This window comes from Nocardioides sp. Z22_16, from assembly GCF_058134365.1.
The window spans coordinates 589,871-615,361 of sequence record NZ_JBYTTI010000002.1 but is presented as its reverse complement, the minus strand read 5'-3'; the positions used below and the strand labels follow the sequence as shown (position 1 = coordinate 615,361).

General features: G+C 73.6%; 24 protein-coding genes. 9 read left to right on the top strand and 15 right to left on the bottom strand.

The features are described 5' to 3' along the window. Positions 1 to 23: 23 nt before the first annotated feature. From AC3X7R_RS07195 to AC3X7R_RS07185, 3 genes are all read right to left on the bottom strand, one after another. Entirely contained in the window at positions 24 to 782 is a 759-nt protein-coding gene (locus tag AC3X7R_RS07195) for a hypothetical protein (RefSeq protein WP_489964893.1), read from the bottom strand. An 82-nt stretch (positions 783 to 864) separates the two neighbouring features. After that, positions 865 to 1,425, bottom strand: coding sequence for a hemerythrin domain-containing protein (locus AC3X7R_RS07190; RefSeq protein WP_489964892.1), 561 nt, complete (start codon positions 1,423 to 1,425; stop codon positions 865 to 867). A 103-nt stretch (positions 1,426 to 1,528) separates the two neighbouring features. After that, complete coding sequence (locus tag AC3X7R_RS07185; RefSeq protein WP_489964891.1) at positions 1,529 to 2,239, bottom strand: PaaX family transcriptional regulator C-terminal domain-containing protein; 711 nt, start codon at positions 2,237 to 2,239, stop codon at positions 1,529 to 1,531. A 111-nt stretch (positions 2,240 to 2,350) separates the two neighbouring features. On the opposite strand from AC3X7R_RS07185, the gene AC3X7R_RS07180 reads away from it, so the two are divergent. Further along, positions 2,351 to 3,976: an acyl-CoA dehydrogenase family protein gene (locus AC3X7R_RS07180; protein ID WP_489964890.1), complete on the top strand. Its 1,626-nt coding sequence runs from the start codon at positions 2,351 to 2,353 to the stop codon at positions 3,974 to 3,976. 367 nt (positions 3,977 to 4,343) lie between these two features. Beyond that, positions 4,344 to 6,044 carry a metallopeptidase domain-containing protein gene (locus AC3X7R_RS07175; RefSeq protein ID WP_489964889.1) on the top strand — a complete coding sequence of 567 codons (1,701 nt, stop codon included), beginning with the start codon at positions 4,344 to 4,346 and terminating at the stop codon, positions 6,042 to 6,044. Between the two features lie 183 nt (positions 6,045 to 6,227). On the opposite strand, the gene AC3X7R_RS07170 is transcribed toward AC3X7R_RS07175, so the two are convergent. Both AC3X7R_RS07170 and AC3X7R_RS07165 read right to left on the bottom strand, forming a co-directional pair. Continuing rightward, complete coding sequence (locus AC3X7R_RS07170; RefSeq protein WP_489964888.1) at positions 6,228 to 7,094, bottom strand: aldo/keto reductase; 867 nt, start codon at positions 7,092 to 7,094, stop codon at positions 6,228 to 6,230. Between the two features lie 57 nt (positions 7,095 to 7,151). Then, positions 7,152 to 8,315 (bottom strand): acyl-CoA dehydrogenase family protein, encoded by a 1,164-nt coding sequence (locus tag AC3X7R_RS07165; RefSeq protein ID WP_489964887.1) that lies wholly within the window; start codon positions 8,313 to 8,315, stop codon positions 7,152 to 7,154. A gap of 73 nt (positions 8,316 to 8,388) precedes the next feature. On the opposite strand from AC3X7R_RS07165, the gene AC3X7R_RS07160 reads away from it, so the two are divergent. Beyond that, a complete protein-coding gene (locus AC3X7R_RS07160; protein WP_489964886.1) occupies positions 8,389 to 9,066 on the top strand; it encodes a TetR family transcriptional regulator in 678 nt (225 codons plus the stop codon). Between the two features lie 15 nt (positions 9,067 to 9,081). Here AC3X7R_RS07160 and AC3X7R_RS07155 read toward each other — a convergent pair whose 3' ends face one another. Both AC3X7R_RS07155 and AC3X7R_RS07150 read right to left on the bottom strand, forming a co-directional pair. Further along, entirely contained in the window at positions 9,082 to 10,104 is a 1,023-nt protein-coding gene (locus AC3X7R_RS07155) for a CNNM domain-containing protein (RefSeq protein ID WP_489964885.1), read from the bottom strand. Beyond that, positions 10,101 to 11,474 carry a hemolysin family protein gene (locus AC3X7R_RS07150; RefSeq protein WP_489964884.1) on the bottom strand — a complete coding sequence of 458 codons (1,374 nt, stop codon included), beginning with the start codon at positions 11,472 to 11,474 and terminating at the stop codon, positions 10,101 to 10,103. The genes AC3X7R_RS07155 and AC3X7R_RS07150 overlap by 4 nt, the downstream gene beginning before the upstream one ends. Before the next feature lie 239 nt (positions 11,475 to 11,713). On the opposite strand from AC3X7R_RS07150, the gene AC3X7R_RS07145 reads away from it, so the two are divergent. From AC3X7R_RS07145 to AC3X7R_RS07130, 4 genes are all read left to right on the top strand, one after another. Continuing rightward, positions 11,714 to 12,610, top strand: coding sequence for an XRE family transcriptional regulator (locus AC3X7R_RS07145; protein ID WP_489964883.1), 897 nt, complete (start codon positions 11,714 to 11,716; stop codon positions 12,608 to 12,610). Positions 12,611 to 12,707: 97 nt separating this feature from the next. Further along, positions 12,708 to 14,291, top strand: coding sequence for a S8 family peptidase (locus tag AC3X7R_RS07140; protein WP_489964882.1), 1,584 nt, complete (start codon positions 12,708 to 12,710; stop codon positions 14,289 to 14,291). 39 nt (positions 14,292 to 14,330) lie between these two features. Then, on the top strand, positions 14,331 to 15,110 hold the full coding sequence (locus AC3X7R_RS07135) for an MOSC domain-containing protein (protein ID WP_489964881.1): 780 nt from the start codon (positions 14,331 to 14,333) through the stop codon (positions 15,108 to 15,110). A gap of 103 nt (positions 15,111 to 15,213) precedes the next feature. Then, the gene (locus tag AC3X7R_RS07130; RefSeq protein ID WP_489964880.1) at positions 15,214 to 16,995 is read left to right on the top strand and encodes a histidine kinase N-terminal 7TM domain-containing protein; all 1,782 of its coding nucleotides are present in this window, start codon (positions 15,214 to 15,216) and stop codon (positions 16,993 to 16,995) included. A gap of 27 nt (positions 16,996 to 17,022) precedes the next feature. Here AC3X7R_RS07130 and AC3X7R_RS07125 read toward each other — a convergent pair whose 3' ends face one another. Both AC3X7R_RS07125 and AC3X7R_RS07120 read right to left on the bottom strand, forming a co-directional pair. Continuing rightward, a complete protein-coding gene (locus tag AC3X7R_RS07125) occupies positions 17,023 to 17,439 on the bottom strand; it encodes a BLUF domain-containing protein (RefSeq protein WP_489964879.1) in 417 nt (138 codons plus the stop codon). A 150-nt stretch (positions 17,440 to 17,589) separates the two neighbouring features. Then, entirely contained in the window at positions 17,590 to 17,964 is a 375-nt protein-coding gene (locus tag AC3X7R_RS07120) for a PaaI family thioesterase (protein ID WP_489964878.1), read from the bottom strand. Positions 17,965 to 18,047: 83 nt separating this feature from the next. Here AC3X7R_RS07120 and AC3X7R_RS07115 point away from each other — a divergent pair, with 83 nt between their 5' ends. After that, positions 18,048 to 19,733 carry a ribonuclease J gene (locus AC3X7R_RS07115; protein ID WP_489964877.1) on the top strand — a complete coding sequence of 562 codons (1,686 nt, stop codon included), beginning with the start codon at positions 18,048 to 18,050 and terminating at the stop codon, positions 19,731 to 19,733. A 46-nt stretch (positions 19,734 to 19,779) separates the two neighbouring features. After that, entirely contained in the window at positions 19,780 to 20,211 is a 432-nt protein-coding gene (locus AC3X7R_RS07110) for a CoA-binding protein (protein ID WP_489964876.1), read from the top strand. A gap of 4 nt (positions 20,212 to 20,215) precedes the next feature. Here AC3X7R_RS07110 and AC3X7R_RS07105 read toward each other — a convergent pair whose 3' ends face one another. The 6 genes from AC3X7R_RS07105 to AC3X7R_RS07080 all read right to left on the bottom strand — a co-directional run bounded on the left by AC3X7R_RS07105 (position 20,216) and on the right by AC3X7R_RS07080 (position 25,482). Further along, positions 20,216 to 21,820, bottom strand: a complete 1,605-nt coding sequence (locus AC3X7R_RS07105; RefSeq protein ID WP_489964875.1) for a phytoene desaturase family protein — start codon at positions 21,818 to 21,820, stop codon at positions 20,216 to 20,218. Positions 21,821 to 21,829: 9 nt separating this feature from the next. Then, on the bottom strand, positions 21,830 to 22,276 hold the full coding sequence (locus AC3X7R_RS07100; protein ID WP_489964874.1) for an SRPBCC family protein: 447 nt from the start codon (positions 22,274 to 22,276) through the stop codon (positions 21,830 to 21,832). Positions 22,277 to 22,283: 7 nt separating this feature from the next. After that, a complete protein-coding gene (locus tag AC3X7R_RS07095; RefSeq protein ID WP_489964873.1) occupies positions 22,284 to 22,532 on the bottom strand; it encodes a hypothetical protein in 249 nt (82 codons plus the stop codon). Between the two features lie 61 nt (positions 22,533 to 22,593). Further along, positions 22,594 to 23,772, bottom strand: coding sequence for a heparan-alpha-glucosaminide N-acetyltransferase domain-containing protein (locus AC3X7R_RS07090; RefSeq protein WP_489964872.1), 1,179 nt, complete (start codon positions 23,770 to 23,772; stop codon positions 22,594 to 22,596). 5 nt (positions 23,773 to 23,777) lie between these two features. Beyond that, positions 23,778 to 24,329, bottom strand: a complete 552-nt coding sequence (purE, locus tag AC3X7R_RS07085) for a 5-(carboxyamino)imidazole ribonucleotide mutase (protein WP_489964871.1) — start codon at positions 24,327 to 24,329, stop codon at positions 23,778 to 23,780. Then, positions 24,322 to 25,482 (bottom strand): 5-(carboxyamino)imidazole ribonucleotide synthase, encoded by a 1,161-nt coding sequence (locus AC3X7R_RS07080; protein WP_489964870.1) that lies wholly within the window; start codon positions 25,480 to 25,482, stop codon positions 24,322 to 24,324. The genes purE and AC3X7R_RS07080 overlap by 8 nt, the downstream gene beginning before the upstream one ends. Between the last annotated feature and the right edge of the window lie 9 nt (positions 25,483 to 25,491).

Genomic DNA, 25,491 nt, shown 5'->3' with positions numbered 1-25,491 from the left:
GCGTGCCCGACCACGGTGGGGGGTCAGGCGGCGAGGAGCAGCGGTGGACCGCGCCGGCGCCTGGACTCCAGGTGGACGACCTGCGGTCCGCAGACCTGGGGGGCCTCGGAGCGGAGCGCGGCCCGGGCCAGCCGGATGCCACGACGCACGCCGTCGGCGACGAGCACCAGGCCGGCCGCCGCGACCGTCACCCGCGCCCCGGCCGCGAGCACCAGCAGGAGGCGCCACAGGGCGCCCTCCCCGACCGCGAGGAAGAGGCCCAGCACGACCGCTCCGCCCAGGTGGGCCAGGAGCATCAGCGGGCCCTGCGCGACCAGGTGGTCGAGCTGGTGGGTCAGCCAGCCGGTGGGCGCGCCGAGGCCTGGCGCGTCCGCGGCCGGCGCGGCGTAGGTGGCGGTGTAGTGGTCGAAGAGGTTGCCGGTGCGGGCCGTCCCGGCCGGAGCCACGACCGGGGCCACGACCGGGGCCAGGACCTCGGCGGGGCCGGCGGCGGGGCCGTCCCCTCGGTGCCCGGCGAGCGCGGAGAGGAGCCCGTGCGCCAGCGTCTGCCCGGCGACCACCATCAGCACCAGCGGCCCTGCGGTACGCCGGACGCGCAGGAGTCGGGAGGCGGCGAGCACGGCGCCGGTGAGCAGCAGCACGAGCACCGCCGGATGCGGCAGCCGACCACCCCCGGCGAGGTGGGAGACGGTGCCGGTCGCGAAGACGGCGCCGCCGAGCACCGCGGACCTGCCCCAGAGCGCCGAGCGGCTCGGGGCCGGCACGAGCGCGGTGGCCTCCACGGAGGTCAGCGTAGCGGCGCCGTCGACCTCGAAGGGTCCCGCCGGGAGACCCGTGCCGAGGGTCACACGGGGGCCGCCGGCGTCAGCGCTTGAGCACCTCGGTGACCGCGTCCCGGGTCCGGTCGATCAGCGACGCGATCGGCCCGGCCATCAGGTTGGTGGTCATGGAGCTGCCGACCGACGGGTGGGGGTGGGTCGGAGCGAGCGCCGACGCGACCTTCACCGCCGTGGCCATCCGTTGCAGCTGCCTCGCGTCGGTCCCTGACTGGAGCAGCGGGAACTCCTCGCGCTCCTCGGCGGCGGCGTGGTCGAGCACCGCCTTCTCCAGGGCGGCCAGGCCGTCGGCGAAGCCCGGGTCGCTCACCTTCATCCCGTCGAGCTCGGCGAGGAGCTTCTTGGAGGCGGTCTCCTCCTCGAGCCGGGCGTCGACCACGTCGTTGCCCCCCTCGGTCATCCGGACCCACGGGTGGGTGATCAGCTCCTCGGCGGTCTCGTGGACGGCCAGCAGCCGACGCAGCCGCTCGAAGTTCTCCTGCTGCTCCTCGCCCGTGGAGGTCCGGACGGCGGCGAAGAGGTCTCGGATCTGCTGGTGCTGCTCGAGGAGGAGGCTGACGACGTCGGTGGAGTCTGCGGTGGTGGCCACGTGGGGTCCTCTCAGGCTTGTCGGCTCGCCCCCCGACGTACCCACCCGCTCCGTGGGCACGCGGGTGAGTCCGGCCACCCCGTCCCCCACGGCTCGATCCGGCCTATGCCGTGGCCGCCGCCCGCAACCGGGCCTGGTAGGCGACGTACCGGTCCCGGGCCTGCGCCGCCGGCCACTCCGGCGGGAGCAGCTCCACCGGGAGCAGGGGGTCCTCGGCGAGCAGCCGCACCAGCCCTGCGGCCACCGCCAGGCGGCGCGCGGGGTCGGGCGTCTCCTCCAGGGACGCCAGCGCCCCGCGGACCGAGGCCGCCCACCCGTCGAGGTCCCACAGCTCGGCGGCCAGCCGGGCGGGATCCTCCACCGGCGCCACCCGCAGCCCGCGCAGCCCGTCGCCGCTGCCCGGCCCGGGGCCGGGGCGGGCCAGGTTGGCCGGGCGCATCCACACCCCCTCGCGCAGCTCGGCCAGCCTCGCCGCGGCGAGCCGGGCCCGGGTGTCGGCCCGCTCCCGGCTCGGACGTCCGCCGCCGGTGACGACGACCATCTCCCAGGCGCCGTCCCAGTCGATCCGGGAGTCCTGCTCCTCCTGCCGGCGCCGACGGGCCAGCAGCCGCTCCCCCAGCTGGTACGCCGGCCCCGCGCGCCGCAGCTCCCCGGCGGCCACCGCCCGGCTCAGCGCGACCCGCACCGTGGCCTCGCCGATCCCCAGGTGCTCCCCGCACCTGACCAGCTGCCGGGGGGTCAGGCCCGCCGCAGGCGCCCCGAGCAGCAGGCTGAGCAGGGCCGAGCGGGCCGAGAGCGTCCTGGGCTCCGGCACGGGCGGGTCCTGCGGCTCGGAAGGCTGTCGCATCATTACATTTCAGCCTACAGTCGTTCGACGAGACGTAATGTGGCGACGTAGGCGCGTCGCCGCACGGAGGGAGCGACGATGGCAGCCACGCACGAGGTGACCAACCAGGTCCCGCCGCTGGAGGGGCACGACACCAGCGCGGACCCGGCACTGCGCGAAGGGCTGGAGCGCGAGGGCGCCGGCTGGGCCCTGGAGGAGGTCTCGACGCTGGGCCGCCTCGCCGGCACCGCCGAGGCCCAGGAGCTGGGTCGGCTCGCCGAGCAGCACTCCCCCGTGCTCCACACCCACGACCGCTACGGGCACCGGATCGACCAGGTCGTCTACGACCCGAGTTACCACCAGCTGATGCGGACAGCCGTCGAGCACGGCCTGCACGCCGCCCCGTGGGCCGACAACCGCCCCGGCGCCCACGTCGCCCGGGCGGCGAAGTTCATGGTGTGGAACGTCGACGCCGGCCACGGCTGCCCGGTCTCGATGACCTACGCGGTGGTCCCGGCGCTGCGCGAGAGCCCGGGGCTCGCCGCCCGGTTCGAGCCGCTGCTGACCTCCCGCGAGTACGACCCGTCCCTGCGCGACCCGGAGACCAAGCGCGGACTGGTCGCGGGCATGTCGATGACCGAGAAGCAGGGCGGCTCCGACGTCCGGGCCAACACCACGACCGCGACCCCGCAGGCCGACGGCACCCACCGGCTGGTCGGGCACAAGTGGTTCACCAGCGCCCCGATGTCCGACTTCTTCCTCACCCTGGCCCAGGCCCCGGGCGGGCTCTCCTGCTTCCTGGTGCCCCGGGTGCTCCCCGGCGGCGAGCGCAACCCGCTGCGCCTGATGCGGCTCAAAGACAAGCTGGGCAACCGCTCCAACGCCTCGTCCGAGATCGAGTACGAGGGCTCGGTCGGCCACCTGGTCGGCGAGGAGGGCCGCGGCGTGCGCACCATCGTGGAGATGGTCAACATGACCCGGCTCGACTGCGTGATCGGCTCGAGCATGGCGATGCGCAGCGCCCTGATCCGCGCCACCCACCACGCCCGCCACCGCTCCGCCTTCGGCCGCCCGCTGATCGACCAGCCACTGATGCGCAACGTGCTCGCCGACCTGGCCGTCGAGTCCGAGGCCGCGACCACGGCCATGATGCGGCTGGCCGGCGCCACCGACCGCGCGGGGCGCGGCGACGAGGGCGAGGCGGCGCTGCGCCGGCTGGCGCTGGCGGTGACGAAGTACCTGGTGTGCAAGCGCGCGCCGTACGCCGTCGGCGAGGCGCTGGAGTGCCTCGGCGGCAACGGCTACATCGAGGAGTTCGACCTGGCCCGGCTCTACCGCGAGGCCCCGCTGCTCTCGATCTGGGAGGGATCCGGCAACGTCGCGGCGCTGGACGCGCTGCGGGCGATGGGTCGCGAGCCGCACACGGTCGAGGCCTACTTCGCCGAGGTCGAGCAGGCGGCCGGGGCGGACTCCCGCTTCGACGACGCACTGGCTCGGCTCAAGAAGGAGCTGTCGGCGTCCGAGGACCTCGAGCTGCGGGCGCGCCGGGTGGTGGAGCAGCTCGCGCTGGTCCTCCAGGGGTCGCTGCTGCTGCGGCACGCCCCGGCGGCGGTGGCCGACGCGTTCTGCGCGTCCCGGCTCGACCGGGACTGGGGCGGCGCCTTCGGCACCCTGCCGCCCGGCCTGGACCTGGCGCCGCTGCTGGACCGGGCGGTCGCGGGCTGACCGGGCAGGTCAGGATGTGCCCATGCAGGGGCCCAGCGGCTCGCCACCTACGTCGGCTGGCTGCTCAACGGCGTCCGCGGCGCGCTGGTCGCCGGGATCCTCTTCGTGCCGCAGCCGTCCTGGAACGGCTGACCGGCTCGGACGCAGGCCCGCAGTGTGACGACGGCCCGTCGTGGGATCTCCCACGGCGGGCCGCCGCCGTCCTGGACGGTCTGGAAGGGGCGTCCGCGAGGGTGCCCGCATGATGGATCGCTCTGGACGTGCGCTGACCGCTTCGCCATGGTGGGCGGGACGGCCGGCGCGAGCGCCTCGTCGGTCGTGCTCCATCCATCGCGGCGCTCCGCCGCCCGTCCGCAGAGGCAGCCCCATGAAGAACCGCAGGTTCCGTGCACTCGGGCGGCTCGCGGCGTCCGCCGTCGCTCTGCTGGCCCTGACGACCACCGCAGGGGCCACGCTGGCCGGCGCGGCGCCCTCGCCGGGCGAGCCGCAGGCGCAGACGGCGGAGCCGACGGCCGCCGTCACCAGTGCTCCGCCCACGACGGGCACGACCAAGACCCTGGTGATGCTCGCCCACTGGACCGGGCACGACTCCCTGAACAAGGAGCAGGCCGAGCAGGTGGTGTTCGAGGAGGCCGACGCGTGGTTCCGTGAGGTCTCCTACGGCGCTCTGGGGCTCAGCGGCGACGTCACGGACTGGCTCGAGATCGACGCGCCGCCCGACGGCAGGTGCTTCGCCGACGGTGGCCTGACGATGAGCAGGGCCAAGGCGGCAGCGAAGTCCAGCGGGCTGGACCCGGCCGACTACCAGAACTTCATCGTGTACTTCCCCCGGGTCACCTCGGGCGACTGCAGCGGCAACCCCGGGTGGGCCTCCGTGGGGGGCCTGTGGCTCAACGGCCGGATGAACCTGCCGGTGCTGGCCCACGAGTTGGGTCACACCTACGGCCTCAGCCACAGCAACGCGCTGATGTGCACCGGCGCCTTCGACAACTCGTGCACCTTCGAGCAGTACGGCGACGACTACGACACCATGGGCGACGCCACCCTGACGCCGCACTACAGCGCGCCCCAGAAGGACAAGATGGGCTGGTTGGGCAACGGTCGCCAGGTCGACCTGTCCCAGGGTGGCTCCGCCGTGCTTCGCCCCCTGGCAGACCAGACGGTGGGTGTCAACGCCGTGAAGGTGACCGCGGGCTCTCGCACGTACTGGATCGAGTACCGCCAACCGGTCGGGCACGACGCACGGCTACCACCCGCCGCATTCGCCGGTGTGCAGGTGCGGTTCACCGGCCCCGGGTCGCGAGGGGCTGGCCCGGTGCTGATCGACCCGACGCCCGGAACGAGTCCGTCCGTCGGCACCGCGACCCTCGGCGACGAGCAGAGCTGGACGTCGCCGGACGGCTTCACGATCGTGGTGACCGCACTCACCAAGAGGGCAGTCCTTCTCGACGTCGGCAGTCCGCCGACCGCCGGACCGCTCAGCGTGGCTCGCGTCGCGAGCGGCTCGGCGAAGATCACGGGCACCGCCCAGCTGTTCTCCGCCCCCACGGCCACGCTAACCCTCCGCTACGGGACGACCGCGGCCTACGGGCAGGCGGCGACCAGCACCATCCACGGCAGCGTGCAGGCCGACGGGCGCTTCGAGGCGGCGATCGACCAGACGCTCACGGGGCTCGTCCCCGGCACCGGCTACCACTACTCGGCCACGGTCAGCACGACGTACGGGTCGGTGGCGACCCCGGACCAGACGTTCACGGTCCCCGGCCCACCGGCGTTCACCAGGCTCGGGGCGGTCTCTCTGGATAACGGTTCGGCGACCCTCGGCGGGTGGGCACGCCTGTTCACCGCCTCCTCCGTGACGCAGACGGTCCGCTACGGCACCACCTCCGCCTACGGCCAGACGACGACGAGGACGATCGCCGGTAAGCGACACGAGGACGGCACCTACACGGCCATGGTCGGGGAGGCGATCACCGGCCTCGAGCGGGGCCGGACGTACCACTACTCGGTCACCCTGACCACGCCGTTCGGCAGCGTGACCAGCCCGGACCAGACCTTCGTCGCCTGAGGCGGTCACTGCGCCACCGGGCAGCACAACCGCGACTCCCCATCGCGTACACGTTCGGCGCGTGACCCTTTCCGCCGCCGCTCGTTGAGCAGGGTGGGTCGAGGTTTCACCACGCCGGGGCCCCGGTCCGTGGGGGACCGGGGGCCCGGTGTGCGGGCCAGTGGCGGCCGAGCCGGGCCGGGGTCAGTCGGCGTCGAGCGCGGCGACCTCGTCGGGGGCCAGCACCAGGTCGGCCGCGGCGGCGGAGTCCCTGATCGACTCAGGCCGCTTCGCCCCGGGGATCGGGATCACGCAGGGCGACTGGGCCAGCTCCCAGGCCAGGGCGACCTGCTGGGCCGAGACGCCGCGCCGCTCGGCCACCTCGGCGAAGGCGGGGTGCTGCGCGGCGAGCTCCTTGGCGTCGCCCAGGCCCCCCAGCGGGCTCCACGGCAGGAAGGCCAGGCCGAGCTCGGCGCAGACGTCGATCTCGGGCCGGCTGGACCGGAAGGCCGGGCTGAACTGGTTCTGCACGCTGACCAGCGAGTCGCCCAGCACGGCGTGGGCGTCGCGGATCTGCTGCGGGTCTGCGTTCGAGAGCCCGATGGTGGCCACCTTGCCGCTCGCGGCGATCTCGGCGAGCGTGCCGATCACGTCGGCGTAGGGCACCTGGGGGTCGGGACGGTGGTGCTGCCACAGCGCGATCTGCTCGACGCCGAGCCGGCGCAGGCTGGCGTCGACGGCGGCCCGCAGGTGCTCAGGGCTGCTGTCCGTCGCCCACCCGCCCCCGTCGGTGCGCAGGTGGCCGCCCTTGGTCGCCAGCACCACCTGGTCCCGGACGCCGAGCTCGTCGAGCAGGCTCGCGACCAGCGTCTCGTTGACGCCCTGCGCCTGCGCCCCGGCCTCGCTCGGCCCGTAGGCATCCGCGGTGTCGAGCAGCGTGACCCCGCTGTCGAGCGCCGTCCGGAGCGTGTCGAGCAGCTGCTCGCGCGGCTGCTCCCCGCTCTGCGTGAAGGTCATCAGGCCGAGCCCGACGGCGCCGACCTGCCAGGTTCCCAGGGTGCGTGTGTGCATGCTGACGACCCTACGCAGGCAGTGCGAGCCCGGCGCCCGGTGGCGCCGACGTGACGGTCAGCCGGCCAGCAGCTTCCGTGCCATCACGACGCGCTGCACCTGGTTGGTGCCCTCGTAGATCTGGGTGATCTTGGCGTCGCGCATCATCCGCTCGACGGGGAAGTCCTGGGTGTAGCCGTAGCCCCCCAGCAGCTGGACCGCGTCGGTGGTGATCTCCATCGCGACGTCGGAGGCGAAGCACTTGGCGGCCGCCCCGAAGAAGCCGAGGTCGGCGTCGTCGCGCTCGGACTTGGCGGCCGCGACGTAGACCATCTGGCGGGCGGCCTCGAGCTTCATCGCCATGTCGGCGAGCATGAACTGGATGCCCTGGAAGTCGGCGATGTGCTTGCCGAACTGCTTGCGCTCCTTGACGTAGCCGACCGCGAAGTCGAGCGCGCCCTGGGCGATGCCGACCGCCTGGGCCCCGATGGTGACGCGGGTGTGGTCCAGGGTGCGCAGCGCCAGCTTGAGACCGGTGCCCGGCGCCCCGATCATCCGGTCGGCGGGGATCCGCACGTCGTCGAAGAGCAGCTCGCGGGTCGGCGAGCCCTTGATCCCGAGCTTCCGCTCCTTCTCCCCGAAGGTGAAGCCCTCGTCGGCCTTCTCCACGATGAAGGCGCTCACGTTGTTGCCGCGGGCGCCCTCGGGGTCGGTGACGGCGAGGACGGTGTAGTACTCCGAGACCCCGGCGTTGGTGATCCACGACTTCTGGCCGTTGAGCACGTAGTGGTCCCCGTCGAGCCGGGCGCGGGTCCGCATCGCGGCGGTGTCGGAGCCGGCGTCGCGCTCGGAGAGGCCGTAGGAGAAGCCGCCGCGCCCCTGGGCCAGCGGGGTGAGGTAGCGCTTCTTCAGGTCGTGGTCCCCGCCCAGGATCAGCGGCATCGAGCCCAGCTTGTTGACCGCCGGGATGAGCGACGCCGACGCGTCGACCCGCGCGACCTCCTCGATGACCAGGCAGGTGGCGAGCGCGTCGGCACCGGCGCCGTCGTACTCCTCGGGGACGTGCGGGGCGAAGAAGTCGGAGGCGACCAGGGCGTCGTGCGCTTCCTGGGGGTAGCGCATCTGCTCGTCTACCTCGGCGGCGTACGGGGCGATCTTGGCCTCGCAGACGGCCCGGACGGCGTCGCGGATCGCCTGGTGCTCCTCGGAGAGCTGGTAGAGGGCGAAGTCAGGGTTGCTCATGGGTCTCTCTTCATTCAGGTAGGGACTGCATCCCGATGCTACGGTACTGAGTACCATCCCGCAGGATGGAGCCATGACCAGCAGCCGGGAGCGCCTGATCGAGGCCGCCTTCGCCCTCTTCGACGAGCGTGGCTTCGAGGAGACGACCGTCGACGACGTCGCCGAGCGCGCCGGGGTGGGCCGCACCACCTTCTTCCGGGCGTTCAAGTCCAAGGAGGACGTGATCTTCCCCGACCACGGGGTGGTCCTGGGAGCGGTGCGCGACCGGCTCGCCACCGCGACGGACGCCACCGCACCGGTCGCGGTCACCGAGGCGGCCCGTCTGGTCCTCCAGCACTACCTCGAGGAGGGCGATCGGGCGCGCATCCGCTACCGGCTCACACGCAGCGTGCCGACGCTGAGGGCCCGGGAGATCGCGGGCCAGCGGCAGTACCAGCAGACCTTCCGCGACTTCATCCACGACTGGCTCAGCAGCACGCCCGAGTCCGCCCTGCGGGCCGAGCTGATGGCCAACGCCGTGGTGACCGCCCACAACCACGTGCTGCGGCGCTGGCTGCGCGGTCAGGTCGACCGAACGGCGGTGGAGGCCCAGTTCCAGGCCGCGATGGACGAGGTGCTCCGGCTCCACGGCTCCCCGCCGGACCCCTCCCCCGGACCGGCCGGCTCCCTGGTGGTGCTGCGCACGACGCGGTCGCTGGAGGAGATGCTTCCCGCGCTCCGCGAGATCGCCGGGCCGCTGACCCACGAGTGAGCGCGCGGCCCGGGCTCAGGCGCTCTGGGTGTGCGGGAAGAGCCGGGCGAGCAGGTCGGCCATGGTGATCACACCCACGGTGGTCCCGTCCCTCTCCACCAGCACCAGCTGGCTGCTGGTGCGTCGCATGTGGGCCAGCGCCTCGTAGATCGTGGTGGCGTGGGACAGGCTCCGCACCGGGCGCACCAGCGGGCCGACCGGCTCCGTCATGGGCCGGACCAGGGTGTCGCGCACGTGCACCATTCCGGCGTACTCCTCCCCCGGCGAGCCGTGGCCACGGACCAGGATCCGGAGGTGGCCGGACTCCCGGGAGACCCCCTGCACGTCGGCGACCGTGCCGTCCGGCCCCACACAGCTGAGCGGAGCGGGCTCCACCAGGTCGGCGAGCGTCATCGTCTCCAGGTCGAGGGCGCCGGAGAGCTGGACGGAGTAGCTGGCGTCCAGGGCCCCCACGTTGACCGAGTGCTCCACCAGGTGGCGCAGCGCCGCCGGGTCCTGGCCGGCCGAGGCGTCCTCATCGGGGTCGACGCCGACCCGGCGCAGGCACCAGTTGGCCGACTCGTTGAGGGCGCGCAGCACCGGCCGGGTGGTCCACATGAACGCCCGCATCGGGAGCGCCAGCATGATGGCCGACCGCTCGGGGTGGGCGATCGCCCACGACTTGGGTGCCATCTCACCGACCACCAGGTGGAGGAAGGTCACGATGGCCAGGGCGACCACGAACCCGGTCGCGTCGGCGCCCCAGGCGGGCAGCCCCCAGCCCTCGAAGGCCGGCGTGAGCCAGTGGTGGACGGCCGGCTTGGTGAGGGCGCCGAGCGCGAGCGTGCAGACGGTGATCCCGAGCTGGGAGCCGGCCAGCAGCAGGGTCAGCTCGGAGTGGCTGCGCAGCGCGGCGCGGGCCGACCGGCTGGTGGCGGCGGCGTCCTCGATGCGGTTCTTGCGCGCCGCGATCAGCGCGAACTCGACGGCGACGAAGAAGGCGCTCAGGGCGATGATCGCGACGGTGGCCGAGACCACGATCCACGGGTTGTCGGTCACTGCTCTGCCTCCACGGCGCTGTGGTCCAGGGTGATGCGGACGAGGGTGGGGATGTGGTCGGCGACCTCGAGGACCTCGAGCGCGGCGAGCTCGATCACCGGCTCCTCGGGCCCGGCCCAGCTGCCCGGGTCGATGGGCAGCGGCACCCGGACCACGTCGCCGACCTCCGGGAACCGGCCGTGGTGGGCGATGACCAGCCCGCCGAGCGTCTCGTAGTCGCCGGCGGGCAGGTCGCGGCCCAGGGAGCGCTCGACCTCGTCGACGTGCGACTCACCGGCGACGGTCCACGCCCGCCGGCCGGGCTCGGAGGTGACCTCCGGGGCGGGCACGCGGTCGTGCTCGTCGGTGATCTCGCCGACCAGCTCCTCAGCGAGGTCCTCCACCGTCAGCACGCCGTCGAACCCGCCGTACTCGTCCAGCACGCAGGCGAGCTGGTTGCGGGTGCGGGAGAGCTCGCGCACCGCGTCCGGCAGCCGCATCAGCGTCGGCAGCATCAGGGCGGGACGGGCCAGGTCGCGGGCACACCGGTCCCCGCCGTCACCGTCGACGCGGAGGACGTCGGCGAGGTGGACGACGCCGACGATCCGCTCGTCCTCGTCCAGCACCGGGTAGCGGGAGTGGCCACCGGCCATCCGGGCCCGCAGCTCGGCCAGCGTCGCCCCCGCCGGCACGGTGCCGACGCGGACCCGCGGGATCATCGCGTGCCCCACGGTCTCGTCGGGGAAGTCGAGCACCCGGTCCAGCAGCATCGACAGCTCGGGGGGCAGGTCGCCGGTCTCCCGGGAGGCGGCCACGATGTGCTCGAGGTCCCGGGCGGTCGCGGAGTGCTCGACGTCGTGCACCGGCTCGATGCGCAGCAGCCGCAGGAGCACGTTGGAGGACTGGTCGAAGACCCAGATCAGCCAGCCCGCCACCTTGAGGTAGACCAGCGTCGAGGTGGCCAGCCACCGGGCGACCGGCTCGGGCCGGGCGATCGCGAGGTTCTTGGGGAAGAGCTCCCCGAAGACCATCTGGATCCCGGTGGAGAGCAGCAGGGCGAGGATCGTCCCGACCGCCACCCCCGCCGCGGTGGGCACGCCGACGCCGCCGAGCAGCGTGCCCAGCGACTGGCCGATCAGCGGCTCGGCCACGTAACCCACCAGCAGCCCGGTCACGGTGATGCCGAGCTGCGCACCGGAGAGCATGAACGAGGTGCGGCCGGTCACCTTGAGGGCCCGGCTCGCGGCCGCGTCCCCCGCGGCCGCCCGGGCGCCCAGCCGGGACCGGTCCACCGACATGTAGGCGAACTCCTGGGCCACGAAGTAACCCGTGACGACGGTGATCAGCAGCACCACGAGAAGTCCGGCCGCGAGCGTCAGGAGGGCGCTCACCTCGTCGACCCCCCGGTCATGGGGCAGGGAGCGGGGACGGAACAGGGACGGGGCGGGGTCGTACTTTGAGGCTCCATGGCTCTTTTCACGGCGAGGGGATGTCGAGGCGCTCAACGCACGGGCCGGGGCGTAGGTTCCATGGCCCGGTCGTGATGCCGCCGACTGCTCCCGCCGGGCTCCCAGCGCCGGGTCGGGGCCTGTGCATTGCGGCTCCGGTCGAGGGCGTCTTGAATGACCAGGTGTCCTTCTCGGGAGGCGGCTTCGCCGACGTGCTCCGTGACGCCATCGAGCGTCGCGGGCTCGGTCTCGAGCGGATCCGCGACCACCTCCAGCAACGAGGCGTCTCGATCAGCGTCGCCACCCTGAGCTACTGGCAGTCCGGACGGAGCCGGCCCGAGCGGAAGAGCTCCCTGGCGGCACTCCCCCACCTCGAGACGGTGCTCGAGCTGCCGCCGGGCACGCTGCACGCGACGCTCGGCATGACGGCGGCCCGCCGTCGTCGGTCCCCGGCGGTGGACCTCGACACCCTCTGGCCCGGCGCGCGCCACGAGCGGGTCCTCGACCGGCTGGACGCCGGCTGGGACACCGAGCTCCACCGGATCAGCATCCACGACCGGCTGCTGGTGGGAGCCGACCGGCGACAGGTCTCGCTGACCGTCCGCCAGGTCCTGCGGGCCCGGGCCGACGGTCCGGACCGTCGGGTGGTGCTGCACTTCTACGACGACAGGTCCGCCACCCTGCCGGCGATCCGGGCGCTGCGGGGGTGCCACCTGGGGTGCACCGCCAGCGACGCGGAGCGGGGCGTGGTCGGTGCGGAGCTGGTCTTCCTGAGACCGCTGCTGCGCGGTGAGACCGCGATCATCGAGTACGAGGTCGTCGCCGGGGTCGACGGCCCGTCCGAGGCGTCGTACGGCCGCAAGTTCCGGCTCCCCGTCACCGAGTACGTCCTGGAGGTCGAGTTCGCCGGCTCGGCGCTGCCTGCCTCCTGCTCCACCTTCGGCACGCCCCAGGAGCCGGTCCCGCTCTTCCTGGACAGCGCCCACCGGGTGCACCTGGTCGGCACCGGCTGCCGCCTCGCGACCGGGATCGAGTGGACCTGGGAGGCGGACGGCGAGGGGCTGCCGGCGGCGGGCTGAGGCGACCAGTTAACTGTTAACGCCTCCGGTGCTCTTGTGGCCCCGGGCGGGGCCGGACCACGCTCGACGCGTCCGTCTTCCTCGGGAAGGATCCGCAATGTCCCCTCGCACGTCCCGCCTCCACCTCGGCCTCCTGGCCGTGGCCACCGGCGTCGGGCTGAGCCTGGCACCGCTCGGCGCCACCGCAGCCCCCACCACGCACGTAGCAGCCGTCGACGACTCCCTGGCGCCCGTCCTCGGGGCGGCCGCCGACGACCGCTACATCGTCGTCTTCGACGAAGGCGTCTCCGCGACCAAGGTCCAGACCATGCGCAGCAAGGTCCGCACCCAGGGGGCGCGGGTCACGCACACGTTCGGCACCGTCCTCGACGGCTTCGCCGCGCAGCTCTCCGACGAGGCCCTGGAGACGCTGCGCTCCGACCCGCGCGTCGCCTACATCGAGCCCGACCGGCCGGTCACGCTGGCCGAGACCCAGACCCCCGCCACCTGGGGGCTGGACCGCATCGACCAGCGGAACCTCCCGCTCAACAACTCCTACACCTACGCCACCTCCGGCGCCGGCGTCACGGCGTACGTGATCGATACCGGCATCCGCACCACGCACGCGGAGTTCAGCGGCCGGGCACGCTCGGGCTACACCGCGATCAACGACGGACGCGGCACCAACGACTGCAACGGCCACGGCACGCACGTCGCGGGCACCATCGGCGGCGAGACGTACGGCGTCGCCCAGGACGTGAGCCTGGTCGCGGTCCGGGTGCTCGACTGCAACGGCTCCGGGAGCAACTCCGGCGTGATCGCCGGGGTCGACTGGGTGACCAGCAACCATGCGGCAGGCGCGCCCGCGGTCGCCAACATGAGCCTGGGCGGCGGCGCCTCCACCGCGCTCGACACGGCGGTCCGCAACTCCATCGCCGACGGCGTGACCTATGCGCTGGCGGCGGGCAACAACTCGGGGGCCAACGCCTGCAACGGGTCGCCGGGCCGGGTCGCCCCCGGGCTGACCGTGGGCTCCTCGACCCAGACCGACGCCCGGTCGAGCTTCAGCAACATCGGCAGCTGCCTCGACCTCTTCGCCCCCGGCTCGAGCATCACCTCGGCCTGGATCAGCAGCGACTCCTCCACCAACACCATCAGCGGCACCTCGATGGCCGCCCCGCACGTCGCCGGCGCGGCCGCCCTCTACCTCCAGGCCAACCGCAGCGCCTCGCCGGCCACGGTCAGCAGCGCGCTGGTCGCCAACGCGACGACCGGGGTGCTGACCAACGTCGGGACTGGCTCGCCCAACCGGCTGCTCAACATCGGCAGCGCCGGCGCGACCCCGACGCCGACCCCCACGCCGACGCCCACCCCGACGCCCGCCCCGGGGGGCTGCGCGCTCCCGGAGAGGTTCACCGGCTCGCTGAGCGGTGCCGGCGACTCCGACCGGCACCCGGGAACGAGCGGCTCCTACTCCGCCGCCGCGGGCACGCACGTCGGCTGCCTGGACGGTCCGACCGGCGTCGACTTCGACCTCTACCTGCAGAGGTGGAACGGCTCCACCTGGACGACCGTGGCCCAGGGCACCAGCTCGGGTCCCGACGAGAGCGTCAGGTACACCGGCGCGGCCGGCACCTACTCCTGGCGGGTGCTCTCCTACTCGGGCAGCGGCTCCTACGTCTTCGGCCTGGACCGCCCATGAGCCCGGTGGTGCGACCCACCGGGTGAGAGGGTGGGCGGCGTGCACGTCGCCAGGATCGGGTTCACGCCGCTCAAGGGCGCCCGGCACCAGACCCACCGGTCCGTGCTGCTGACCGCAGCCGGACCGGTGGGCGACCGGGCGTTCTGCCTGCTCGACGCGGGGCGCGACCGCTGCCTGCGCACGGTGGAGAACCCGGGGCTGCTGGGCACGGCCGTCTCCTGGGACGGCACCGTGCTCTCGGCGCGGCTGCCCGGCGGCACGGTGACCGGCCGGCCCACCGCGACCGGAGAGCTCCGCACGGTCGACTACTGGGGACGCGAGGCACGCGTCGAGGTGGTCGACGGTCCGTGGGCCGCGGCCTACTCCCGCCACCTGGGCCGCGAGGTGGTCCTGGCCCGCGCCGCGCCGGGTCTGGTGGTCTACGGCGGCCCGGTCTCGCTGGTGACCAGCGGCTCGCTCGCTGCCCTCGCGGCCGGGATCGGCACGGACGTCGACCCCGCGCGCTTCCGGGCCACCTTCCACCTCGTCGGCGACCTCCCGCCGCACGCCGAGGAGGGCTGGGTCGGCCGGCGCCTGCGGCTGGGCTCCGCCGAGATACGGATCCGCGGCGTGATCCCACGCTGTGCGGTGATCGACCTGGACCCCGACAGCGGCCTGCGGGACCTCCCTCTGCTCAAGGCCCTCGCGGCGCGTCCCGGCGCCGACGGGCTCGGCTTCGGGGTCGACGCCGAGGTGGTCGCGCCCGGTCCCGTGACCACCGGCGACACCGCCCTGCTCGCCGACGACCCGCCCGGGTCGGGCGACGCGCCCCCGGCCTGACCGGGAAAGTCCCGGACACGAGGCCCCCGGGTGGCTAGCGTGGGCGCTCGGTCCCTCGGTCACGAGGAGTCGTACGCCTGACGGGTGCAGGAGGATTGCGCGTGTGCTGACCCTCCTGTTCGCTGCTCTGATGGCTCTCGGCGGGCTGATCATGGCCGGGCTGGCGGCCTACGTGGCGTGGCGCCGGGAGTCCCGGATGGGGTGGAGCCTGGCCGTCCTGCTCGTCTCGGTGGCCTGGTGGGGTCTCGCCTACGCGGTGGAGCTCTCCGTCGACGACGTCGCGGACAAGACCCGGTGGGGCATCCTGAAGTACGTCGGGATCCAGACCCTGGCCCCGGCCTGGCTCGTCTTCGTGCTGCAGTACACCGGCCGGGACCGGTTCGTGACCAAGCGCCTGCTGGCCCTGCTCGCCGTCGAGCCGATCATCGTGCTGACCCTGCTGGCCGTTCCCGCGACCCACGACCTGGTCCGCTCCTACCCCGAGACCACCGCGACCGACGAGCTGCCCGTGGTCGCGACGGGGCCGGCGTTCTGGGGGGTGCTGGTCTACAACAACCTCCTGCTCGTGGGGGCCACCGCACTCTTCATGATCAGCATGGTGCAGCTGGCCCGCACCTACCGGCGGATGGCCCTGCTCCTCCTGGCCAGCGCGATGCTGCCGTGGGTCTCCAACCTGCTGCACAACTTCCAGGTCGGGTGGTTCGCCCGGATGGACCTCACCCCGTTCGCCTTCATCCTCTCCGGCGGACTGCTGGTGTGGGGTCTCTTCCACGAGCGGCTCGTCGACCTGACCCCCCTGGCCCGGGGCGCCGTGCTGGACAGCATGGCCGACGGCGTCTTCGTCCTCGACGCCTTCAGGCGGATCGTCGACGTCAATCCCGCGGCCGTCGCCCTCACCTCCGGACGCCGGGCCGCGCTGCTCGGCCGGCACCTCGAGGACGTCCTCCCGGGGGCGGCGAGCCTCGGGACCACCTCGGGCGAGCTGATCCTCCAGGACGCGGGCTCCGACCCGGACCCACGGACGTTCGACGTCTCGCACAGCACGCTGCGCGACGACTCCGGCCGGACCGCCGGGGAGGTGGTCGTGCTCACCGAGGTGACCCAGCGGGTGCGCGACCGGGAGAGGCTCCAGCGCGTGCTGGCCGCGAAGTCGCGGATCGCCGCGTCCCTGCAGGCGAGCATGGTGCCGCCACGTCTGCCGGACGTGGCCGGCGTCGAGCTGGCGAGCCGCTACGAGCCGGCCGGGGACGGCAGCGAGGTCGGCGGCGACTTCCTCGACGTCTTCGAGCTCGGCGCGGCTGGTCCGTGCCCGAGCACCTGGGGCTTCGTGCTCGGCGACGTCAGCGGGAAGGGGGCCGAGGCGGCCGCCGTCAGCGCCGCTGCCCGCTACACCCTGCGCGCCATCGCCGCCGCCGACCGGGCCCCCGCGCAGACGCTGGCCGAGGTCAACGCCAAGCTCCTCGCCCAGACCGAGACCGAGCGGCACTGCACCCTCGTCTTCGGGCACCTCTGCCCCTCCGAGCACGGGACCCGGGTCACCCTCGCCCTGGCCGGCCACCACCCTCCCCTGGTGCTGCGCCGCACCGGGGAGGTGGAGGAGGTGGGCGTCACCGGCACGGCGCTCGCGCTGCTCGACACGCCCGACCTCCACGACAGCACCCACGACCTCGTGGCGGGCGAGGTGCTGTGCGCCTTCACCGACGGGATCGTGGAGGCCCGCCGGGGTGGCGAGATGTTCGGCACCGAGCGGCTCGTCCGTCTCCTCCAGCAGCACGGCCACCTGCCCACGGTCGAGCTGGCCGCCGCGGTGAGTGAGGCCGTGCGCGCCTTCCACGGCCACGACCTCGCCGACGACCTGGCGCTGCTCCTGGTGCGGAGCGCCTGAGGCCGCAACGACCCCCGACGACGGGTCTCAGCGCATGGTCTGGCGGAAGACCCGGTGGAAGACGCCGGCACGACCCAGTGCCTCACCGCTGCCCGGGGTCTTCCTCCCCTCCAGGTAGTCGGTGAAGCCGGGCAGCGAGCGCGCCTCGTCCGCGGTGAGCGTCTCGAAGCCCATCGACCAGTCGCCGAAGGTCCTGGCCTCGATCGGCTCCTGCAGGGCGACGTCGACGTTGCGGTGCCGCCGGTCCACCCGGATCTTCGTGAAGACCGCCTCGACCGCGTCCTCGGGCCCCTCCAGGGTCTGGATGAAGTGGCCTCCCGCGTGGAGGAGCATCCCGGTCAGCCCGACGGCGTGGTTGCGCTCACGCGCGGTCTCCAGCAGCTCGCTCAGCTCGACGGCGCTGAAGGAGCGCGTGGCGGTGCTGATATAGGTGAGCGAGATCATGGGGCCCCCGAGGAGTGACTGGCTGGACGGTGGTGCGCGGCTGCACCTCCCGGCAGTATGCAAAGCCGCGGCGGCTCGCACAGCGAAAGGCCACAATGTGCCGCACCGGCGGATGCCGCCGCGTCAGGGCGTCGGCGCCTCAGGAGCGCGTCAGGGGGTCACCAGCGCGAAGGTGGCCAGCGCGTGGACGATCGCCTTCCCGTCCTGCTCGACGTCCGCCTCGCAGACGGTGAGGCTCGACCCGCGCTTGCTCACCGTCGCGGTGACGACGAGCCGGCCGGGCTTGCCGGGGCGCAGGTAGGTGAGGCTGAGCTGGCTGGTGGCCGGGGTCTCGTCGTCGACCGCGCTCCTGATGGCCGCACCCATCGTGGTGTCGACGAGGGTGGCGAGCAGCCCGCCGTGCACGGTGCCGGCCGGGTTGAGGTGGCGCTCGTCCACCTCCACCTCCAGGGTCGCCCGGCCGTCGCCGGCCTGGGGGTCGGGGACGTCGATCAACCGGAGGAAGCCCTGCGTGGAGTGGGTCATGTGCGCCCGGTACCCGTCCCCGGATCCCTGATGCGCCTGGGGCCCGACTGGGCTGTGGGGAGCGTCTCGGCTAGCGTGACGCCGTGAGCCACCCCCATCCCGAACTCAAGCTGCCCCCGCGACTCCCGAAGGACGGCCTCCGCATCATCGGCCTCGGCGGCCTCGGTGAGATCGGTCGGAACATGACCGTCTTCGAGCACCGCGGCAAGTTGCTCATCGTCGACTGCGGAGTGCTCTTCCCCGAGGAGCACCAGCCCGGGATCGACGTGATCCTGCCTGACTTCACCTGGATCCGGGACCGCCTCGACCAGATCGAGGCCGTCGTCCTGACGCACGGCCACGAGGACCACATCGGGGGTGTCCCCTACCTGCTGCGCGAGCGGCGCGACATCCCGGTGGTCGGCTCGACCCTGACACTGGCGCTCATCGAGGCCAAGCTCAAGGAGCACCAGATCAAGCCCGTCCTCAACCACGTGAAGGAGGGCGACCGGGTCACCTTCGGGCCCTTCGAGCTGGAGTTCCTGGCGGTCAACCACTCGATCCCCGACGGTCTCGCGGTGGCGATCCGCACCTCGGCCGGCCTGGTCCTGCACACCGGCGACTTCAAGATGGACCAGTTCCCCCTCGACGACCGCATCACCGACCTGCGCGGCTTCGCGCGCCTCGGGGAGGAGGGGGTCGACCTGTTCATGACCGACTCCACCAATGCGGAGGTCCCCGGCTTCACGATGTCCGAGCGCGACCTCACCCCGGCGATCGAGACGGTCTTCCGCACCGCGCCGCGACGCGTCATCGTCTCCAGCTTCGCCAGCCACGTGCACCGCATCCAGCAGGTCCTGGACGCCGCTCAGGAGCACGGCCGCAAGGTCGCCTTCGTCGGCCGGTCGATGGTGCGCAACATGGGCGTCGCCCGCGACCTGGGCTACCTGAAGTACCCCGAGAGCCTCGTGGTCCCGTTCGAGCAGCTCGAGAAGATGAACCCGAAGAAGGTCGCCATCGTCTGCACCGGGTCCCAGGGCGAGCCGATGGCCGCCCTCGCCCGGATGGCCAACCGCGAGCACAAGATCCGGGTCGCGCCCGGCGACACGGTGCTGATGGCCAGCTCGGTCATCCCCGGCAACGAGAACGCCATCTCCGGCCTGATCAACGGGCTCACCCGTTGGGGCGCCAAGGTGGTGCACAAGGGCAACGCGAAGGTGCACGTCTCCGGTCACGCCAGCGCCGGTGAGCTCGTCTACTGCTACAACATCGTCAAGCCCGCCAACGTGATGCCGATCCACGGCGAGTGGCGCCACCTCCAGGCCAACGCCGACCTGGCGATCAGCACCGGCATCGACCCCGACCGGGTCGTCCTCGCCGAGGACGGCGTGGTCGTCGACATGCAGAACGGCCGGGCGAAGATCACCGGCAAGGTGCCGGCCGGCAACGTGTACGTCGACGCGCAGACGGTCGGCGGCGCCACCGAGAACACGCTGAAGGACCGCCGCACGCTCGCCGAGGAGGGCGTCGTCACCGTGCTCGCGCTCGTCGACGCCGACACCGGGAAGCTGGCCGAGGAGCCGGACTTCCTGATCCGGGGCTTCGTGCACGACCCGGAGGCCTTCCGCGACGCGATCCCGGTGGTGGAGAAGACGCTGGCCCGGGCCGCGGCCGAGGGCATCGGTGAGGCTCACCGGCTCGAGCAGATGATCACCCGCGAGATCGGCCGGTGGGCACACCGGAAGTTCCGCCGCAGCCCGCTGATCATCGCCATCGTCGTCGACGCCTGAGCGGCCCGGGGCGCCGCCCTGCACCCGGACCGCTACATTCGGGAGCATGAGCGTCCCGTGGATCGATCCCGCACACGTCGACTTCATGCTCGACGAGTGCCAGACCTGGGCCGTCGTCGGTCTCTCCGGCGACCCCTCGCGCACGGCCCACTCCATCGCCGCGCTGCTGCAGCAGCGCGGCAAGCGGATCGTGCCGATCCACCCCGACGCCCCCACGGTGCTGGGCGAGCAGGGCTACGCCTCCCTGGCGGAGGTGCCGTTCGGGATCGACGTGGTCGACGTCTTCCGGCGCTCGGAGGCGGCCGGGCAGTTCGCCGACGAGGCCGTGGAGGTGGGGGCCCGGGCCGTCTGGTTCCAGCTCGGCGTCGTCGACCACGAGGCGTTCGAGCGCACCACCCGGGCCGGCGTGCCGATGGTGATGGACACCTGCCCGGCCATCGAGTGGCGCCGGCGCGGGGCGGGCGCCACCACCGCCTGAGCGTTCAGCCCCCGAACGGGAGCAGCCTGCGCACCCGGGCGTGGGCCAGCGCGGCGCGCGCCGCGTTGTTGCCGCAGGCACCGTGGACCCCTCCCCCGGGGTGCGCGGAGGCCGAGGCCAGGTAGAGGCCCTTCACCGGGGTCTCGGCACGGCCCAGGCCGGGCACCGGCCGGAAGACCAGCTGCTGGTGCAGCTGGGCGGTCCCGCCGCCCAGCGCGCCGCCGATCAGGTTGGCGTTGCGCGCCTGCAGCTCGTGCGGGCCCAGCACCCGCCGCGCGAGCACCAGGTCCGCGAAGCCGGGGGCCAGCTCCTCCAGCTCGGTCTCCATCCGGTCGGCGAACCGCTCGTTCTCGTCGTGGTCCCAGCGGCCGGTGATCCCGTCCTCTCCGGCGTCGGAGGTGACCCGCTGCGGCACGTGGGTGTAGGCCCAGAAGGACTCGGTCCCCGCGGGAGAGCGCGTCGGGTCGCTGGTGGTCATCTGGCCGGTGAGCATGAACGGCCGCGCCGGGACCGCTCCCGTCTGGACCTGGGTCAACGCCCGGGTCATCTCCTCCACCGAGGCGGCCACGTGGACCGTGCCGGGGGCGTGCTCGGGCTCCGTGCGCCAGGGGATCGGCCCGGAGAGCGCCCAGTCGACCTTCACCGTCCCGGGGTCCAGCTGGAAGGCGCGCATCCGCCGGTGGACGCGCTCGGGCAGGTGCTCGGGCGCGATCAGGCGCCCGTAGAGAGCGGGGGCGGCGACGTCGGCCAGCACGGCCCTGGCCTCGTGCCGCGTCCCGTCGGCGGTCTCGACGCCGACGGTGCGGCCGTCCTCGACCAGGACGCGGGTGACCTCCGCCGAGGTGCGGGTCTGTCCGCCGGCGCCGGTGAAGCGCCGGTGCAGCGCCTGGGCGAGCTGGCCGGCGCCGCCCTCGGGCACCGGGAACCCGACCGTCTGGCCCATCATCGACATCATCAGGGCCATCAGCCCCGACCCCGGTGCGTCCAGCGGGATGTCGGCGTGACCCGCGTTGCCGGCGAGCAGCAGCTGGGCCCCGGCGCCCCTGAACCGCTGCTGCGCCAGATCCAGGGCGGGGGTGAGCAGGGTGCGGACCATCTCCAGCCCACCCACCCGCGGCAGCCGGGCGGCGAGACCCAGACCTGCCCGCACGGGTGGGAAGGGCGCGAGCAGGCCGGCGATGAGCTGGTCCCCGATCGAGTCCCACTCCCGGCACAGCTCCAGCCACGCCTCACCGTCGCCGGCAGCGAACCCGTCCAGGCTCCGCGCCGTCACCTCGCGGTCCCGGTGCAGCAGCGCCCACCGGTCCCCCACCAGGTGCCCCAGCACCGCCGGAGCGTGCCGCCAGGTGAGGCCGTGCTCCTCGAGCCGGAACGAGCGGATCGTCGGCGAGACGCCGGCCAGCGGGTAGAACGCGCTGAACGTGTCGTGCACGAAGTCGCCGTGCACGTCGCGGTCGCTGCGCACCGCGCCGCCGACCGTGGGCTGCGCCTCCAGCAGCAGCACCTGCCATCCGGCGTCGACGAGCCGGTTGGCGGCGACCAGCCCGTTGGGGCCGGCCCCGACGACGACGGCGTCCCAGCCTCCCGACACCGCCTGTGACCCGGTCATCTCAGCAGACTACCGACGGCGCTCGGCGAGGTAGGCGAGCCGACGCAACGACTCGGTGTTGCGCCACACCAGCACGGGCTGGCGCAGCGCCGACGGCACGAGCGCGGCCGGGCCGCTGTGGGCGTCCTCCCGCATCACCACCTCGGTGGTGGGCGAGGAGGCGTCCTGGCCCGGCCGGAGCTCGATCTCCACGATCGCGTCCCCTGTCGGCCAGGCGCGCGCCTTGAGCACCAGGCGGCGGCGCTCCTCGGCCTCCAGCACCTCGGTGGTGTCGTCGATGAGCAGTGGCCAGGTGCCGACGGAGTGGTGCAGCTCGGTGCCCACGGCGGGCCAGCCGTCGTCGACCTCCCGCATCCGGGAGGCCCCGACGACCCACAGGGGGTAGAGCCACCCGTCGCACAGGACCTTCCACACGTCCTCGACGGAGGCCTCGAGGATGCGCCGGTTCTCGCTCATCGCAGGGTCATCGCGAGGACTCGTTGGACTCTTCGGGGATGCCGTGCCGGGGCGGGGCGTCCGGGCCGGCGGTGCCCTCCTGGGCCCGGTCGTCCCCGGCGCTCTGGTCGGGGGCTCCTGCCACGGCGTCGCCGGGAGAGATCTCCTCGCCGGCGCCGTCCATCGAGCTGACCTCCGAGACCTGGCCCTCAGTCTCCTGGCCCTCGGTGTCCTGCCCTGCGGTGGAGTCGGGCTTGTCCTCGTCGTGGGTGTCCATGACGACTGCGTACCCCGCCCACCCCCCAGGCCATGCCTGCCGGGTCGCGCACGAGGTCCCGTCAGGCGGGGCGGGAGCCCAGCGCGTGCGAGGTGGCCGCCCCGCTCGCCCGGGAGACGACGCCGACCGCGGTCTCCAGGGGCCCGCGGCGGCCCAGGGCGACCAGGACGGCGCCGACCGCGGCCAGCACCAGCACGTGCCACCGGAAGCTCTCGGGCCCGTCCGGGGGCCAGAGCCACTGCGAGCGCATCGCCACGTGCAGGGCGTAGAGGGTCAGCGTCGCGGTGCCGGCGCCGAAGAGGACGGCGACCCCGCGCCGACCTGCCCCGGGAAGGCGCTCGACGACGAGCAGCGCCACCCCGATCACCAGCAGCGCACTGCCGATCGTCTGCGCCAGGTCGAAGGGGGTGGCGCTGTGCGGCGCCCGCACCAGCAGCCACTCCCAGGCCCCGGTCGGGGTGGTGCCGTACATCCCGCCCGCGACCTGGTCCAGCAGCTCCTCCCGGGTGGTGGCCCCGGTCCCGAGCGGCGTCGGGTCCGCGAGCAGGGCGCGCACCACGTCGTCCCGGCGGGTCAGGGAGTCGGAGACCGCCGTGGCCGCGACCGCCACCAGCGCACCGGCCGCCGCGAGCCCGGACGCCACCCGGGTCCGGGAGAGGTCCAGGCGACCGACCCCCATCCCGACCAGCAGGTAGGCGATCCACGGGAGCACCGGGTAGTAGCCGGTCAGCAGGAGCTCGGCCAGGAGGGGGCCGGGGTCGGCCAGCTGCTCGAACGACGGGCTCGTCCACCCGCGCTCGGGCAGCGAGGGTCGCACCAGGTGGGAGACGACGGGGGCGGCGACGGCCCAGGCGGCGGCCCACCCGAAGAGGGCCCGGGACCGTAGCCCCAGGAAGGGGAGCGCACAGACGAAGAGGAGCCCGTAGTAGGTGAGGATCACCGCGATCCCGCTCTCCAGCGCCGCGAGCAGCAGCCCCACCAGGGCCACCAGTCCCGCCCGGACCACCAGGCCGGTGGAGGCCGCGGCCCGCGCCGCCCCCCGCGGTGGCTCCCGGCGCCCGGTGGTGAGCGCGATGCTCAGCCCCGCCAGCACGGCGAAGAGCGCGGAGGCGCGGCCGCCGGCCAGCTCCTGGGCGAGGGCCAGGTCACCGCTGGGGGTCCGCGGCTCGAGGACGTGGGTGGCGACCATGCCCAGGAGGGCGAGACTGCGCGCCACGTCGATGCCGACGAGGCGGGTCACGGGCGTCAGAAGCCGACGCGGGGCTTGCCGCCGCGGGCTGCTTCGTGGACCGCTCGGCCGCGGGTCTTCGCCTCCTCGCGGAGACCTTCCTGGAACTCGACCATCCGCTGCCGCAGCACCGGGTCGGCGGCGGCCAGGATGCGCACCGCGAGGAGACCCGCGTTGCGGGCGTTGCCCACGGCGACCGTCGCCACCGGCACGCCGGCCGGCATCTGCACGATGGAGAGCAGCGAGTCCATCCCGTCGAGGTGGCGCAGGGCGACGGGCACCCCGATGACGGGCAGCGGCGTCAACGAGGCCAGCATCCCCGGGAGGTGCGCCGCGCCTCCGGCGCCTGCCACGATGACCGAGAGCCCGCGCTCCACGGCGCCACGGCCGTAGGCGACCATCTCCTCGGGCATGCGGTGCGCGGAGACCACCTCCACGTCGCGCTCGATGCCGAACTCGTCCAGGGCCAGCGCGGCGGCCTCCATCACGGGCCAGTCCGAGGCCGAGCCCATCACGATGCCGACCCGACCGGTCACTGCCGCCTGCTCGTCCACGCTCGTCTCACTCACTCTCGTCTCCCAGCTCTCCGGCGAACCAGGCCGCGGCGTGCCGGGCCCGTTCCAGGCAGTCCTCCAGGTCGTCCCCGAAGGCGTTCACGTGACCGACCTTGCGACCCGGCCGCCACTCCTTGCCGTAGAGGTGGACCCGCAGCCGCGGGTCCCGGGCCAGGGCGTGGTTGAGGCCGTCGTAGAGGCGCCCGGCGTCCTGCCGGCCGCCCAGGATGTTGACCATCACCGTCCACCGCGCGCGGGGCTCCGGCGAGCCGAGGGGCAGGTCCATCACGGCCCGCAGGTGGTTCTCGAACTGGGAGGTGACGGCACCGTCCTGGCTCCAGTGGCCGGTGTTGTGCGGCCGCATCGCCAGCTCGTTGACCAGGATCCGGCCGTCGGTGGTCTCGAAGAGCTCGACCGCGAGGATGCCCGTCACGTCCAGGGCCCCGGCGAGGGTGAGCGCCACCTGCTGGGCGCGGCCGGCGAGCTCGGGGTCGAGGTCCGGCGCCGGCGCGACGACCTCCTTGCAGACGCCGTCGACCTGGGTGGAGGCCACCACCGGGTAGGCGGCGGCCTGCCCGCTGGGCGAGCGGGCCACCAGGGCCGAGAGCTCACGGCGGAAGTCGACGAGCTCCTCGGCGAGCACCTGCACGCCGGCCCGGTCCGCGGCGTCGAAGGCCTCGGCCACGTCCTGGGGCCCGCGCACCACCCACACGCCCTTGCCGTCGTAGCCCCCGCGGGTGGTCTTGAGCACGCAGGGGAAGCCGAAGCGGGCCACGTCCTCGGCCCCCGTCACCACCGCGTGCCGGGGGCTCGGGAGTCCGAGCTCGTCGAGCCGGGCGCGCATCACCGCCTTGTCCTGGGCGTGCACCAGCGCGTCGGGGCCGGGGCGTACGGCGACACCGTCGGCGGCCAGCGCGTGCAGGTGCTCGGTCGGCACGTGCTCGTGGTCGAAGGTCACGACCCGGCAGCCGCGGGTCGCGGCCCTCAGGTCGTCGAGGTCGCGGTAGTCCCCGACGAGGTGGTCGACGACGACCTGGGCCGCCGAGACCCCCTCGGCCTCGGCGAGCAGCCGCAGCGGCAGACCGAGCGCGATCGCCGGCTGGGCCATCATCCGGGCCAGCTGGCCGCCACCGATGATGGCGAGGGTCGGAGCGAGCGGGGTCGGCACGGGCAGCAC